The organism is Streptomyces rubellomurinus (assembly GCF_000961885.1).
Classification (GTDB): Bacteria; Actinomycetota; Actinomycetes; order Streptomycetales; family Streptomycetaceae; genus Kitasatospora; species Kitasatospora rubellomurina.
In genome coordinates this window covers 1-2,587 of sequence record NZ_JZKH01000211.1, presented here as the reverse complement: position 1 = coordinate 2,587, position 2,587 = coordinate 1, and the positions used below count along the sequence as shown (strand labels likewise).

The 2,587-nt window shown below is 75.1% G+C and carries 1 protein-coding gene; it reads right to left on the bottom strand.

Features of this window, described 5'->3' with window-relative positions; genetic code table 11:
- A partial coding sequence (locus VM95_RS37280; protein ID WP_045705760.1) for a non-ribosomal peptide synthetase occupies nt 1-2,587 on the bottom strand: 2,587 nt, incomplete at both ends.

Here is a 2,587-nt window from a genome sequence, read left to right as displayed (position 1 = left end):
GACCTCGCCCAGCTCGATCCGGAAGCCGCGCAGCTGGACCTGGTGGTCCGCCCGGCCGGCGTACCGGAGCTGGCCGTCCGCACCCCAGCGGGCCAGGTCGCCGCTGCGGTACATCCGCGAGCCGGCCGGGCCGTACGGGTCGGCGACGAAGCGCTCACCGGTCAGGTCGGGGCGGCCCAGGTAGCCGCGGGCCAGGCCGGCGCCGGCGATGTACAGCTCGCCGACCACGCCCGGGGCGACCGGCCGCAGGCCGGAGTCCAGCACGTACAGCCGGGCGTTGAGCACCGGGTAGCCGATCGGCGGGGCCGCCGAGCCGCTCAGCGGGGCGCTGAACGAGGAGACGACCGTCGCCTCGGTCGGGCCGTAGGCGTCCACCATCCGGCGGCCCGGCGACCAGCGGGCCACCGCCTCGCCCGGGACGGCCTCGCTGCCGCTGACGATGGTGCCGCCCGGCAGGATCCGCTCGTTCGGCTCCATCGCGGTCAGCAGGACGGGCGGCAGCATGGCGTGGGTGATGCCGAACCCGACGAGCGTGCGCTCCAGTTCCTCGCCGATCTGCAGCCGCTCGGCGGGCACGACCACCAGGGCCGCGCCGGAGAACAGGCCCATGCTCAGTTCCCAGAAGGTGGCGTCGAAGCTGGGCGAGGTGAACTGCAGGACGCGCGAGCCGGGGCCCGCCGCCAGCCGCTCGACCTGGGTGGCGACCACGCTCGCCACACCCGCGTGCGAGACCACGACGCCCTTGGGGCGGCCGGTCGAGCCGGAGGTGTAGATCACGTAGGCCGGGTTCGACGGCCGGGCCGGGCTGCGCAGTTCCGCCGGGGACTGCGCCTCGACGGCCGCGATGACGGCCGGGTCGTCCAGCACCACGACCGGGCGGCCCGCCGGGACGCGGTCCGCGACGTCGGAACGGGTGAGCACCAGCGGCGGCTCGGCGTCCTCCAGCATGTACGAGATCCGGTCGGCCGGGTAGGCCGGGTCGACGGGCAGGTACGCCCCGCCCGCCTTCCAGACGGCGAGCACGGCGACCACGAATTCCACCGAGCGCGGCAGGGCGAGCGCGACGAAGGTCTCCGGGCCGACGCCGAGTTCGACCAGGTGGCGGGCCAACTTGGCGGCGCGGGCGTCCAGTTCGGCCGCCGAGTAGGACCCGCCCTCGAACAGCAGGGCCGGCGCGTCCGGCGCCGCCGCCACCCGGGCCGCGAACAGCTCCGCCGTGGTCAGCTCCTCCAGGGCGCGCGGCGCGCTGCTCCACTCCTCCAGCACCTGCCGGCGCTCGGCCGCGTCCAGCACCTCGATCTGGCCGATCCGCAGGTCCGGATCGGCGGCCACGGCGGCCAGCACCCGGAGGTACCGCTCGACGATCCGCTCGACCGTGCCGCGGTCGAAGAGGTCGCAGGAGTACATGACCAGGCCGTCGATGCCGCCGCCGGGCCGCTCGGCCAGGTCGAAGTCGAGGTCGAACTTGGCGCCGGCGACGCCCACCCGCAGCTCGCGGCCGGTGAGGCCGGGCAGGCCGAGCTCGGCGGTCGCGTTGTTCTGCAGGACGAACATCACCTGGAACAGCGGGTGCCGGGCCAGCGAGCGGTCCGGGCTGACGGCGTCGACCAGGCGCTCGAACGGGACGTCCTGGTGTGCGAACGCCGCCAGGTCCGACTCCCGCACCCGGCCGAGCAGTTCGCGGAAGGTCGGGTCGCCCGAGGTGTCCGTGCGCAGCACCACGGTGTTGACGAAGAAGCCGACCAGCTCGTCCAGCGCCTCGTCGGTACGCCCGGCCGTGGCGCCGCCGATCGGCAGGTCCTCCCCCGCGCCCAGCCGGGTCAGCAGCGCGGCCAGACCGGCCTGCAGGACCATGTACAGGGTGGAGCGGGACTCCCGGGCGAGCGCGAGCAGGCCGTCGTGCAGGGCGCCGTCGAGCTCGAAGGTCACCATCTCGCCGCGGCGGCTCGCCACGGCCGGCCGGGAACGGTCGGTCGGCAGCTCCAACTGCTCGGGGAGGCCGGCGAGTTCGCTCTTCCAGAAGTCGAGCTGGCGGCCGATGAGGCTGTCCGGGTCGCTCTCCTCGCCGAGCGCGTCGCGCTGCCACAGTGTGAAGTCGGCGTACTGCACGGGCAGCGGCCTCCACTGCGGCGCCTCACCGCGCAGCCGCGCCGCGTAGGCCGCCGCCAGGTCGGCGCCGAGCGGGGCCATCGACCAGCCGTCACCGGCGATGTGGTGGAGCGTCAGCAGCAGGGCGTGGTCCTCCTCGCCCAGCACGAACAGCTCGGCCCGCAGCGGGATCTCGCGCTCCAGCGCGAAGCCGGTCGCGGCGGCGTCCGCCAGCGCGTCCGCCAGCGCGGCCTCGGTCGTCTCCCGGACCAGCAGCTCGGGCGCCGCGTCCGCCAGCACCTCCTGGTACGGCACGCCGCCGTCCTCGGGGAAGACCGTGCGCAGGCTCTCGTGCCGGCCGGCCACGTCGGCCAGCGCGGCCGCCAGCGCCTCCCGATCGAGCGCGCCGGAAAGCCGCAGCGCCATCGGGATGTTGTAGGTGCCGCTCGGGCCCTCCAGGCGGTGCAGGAACCACAGCCGCCGCTGCGCGAAGGACAGC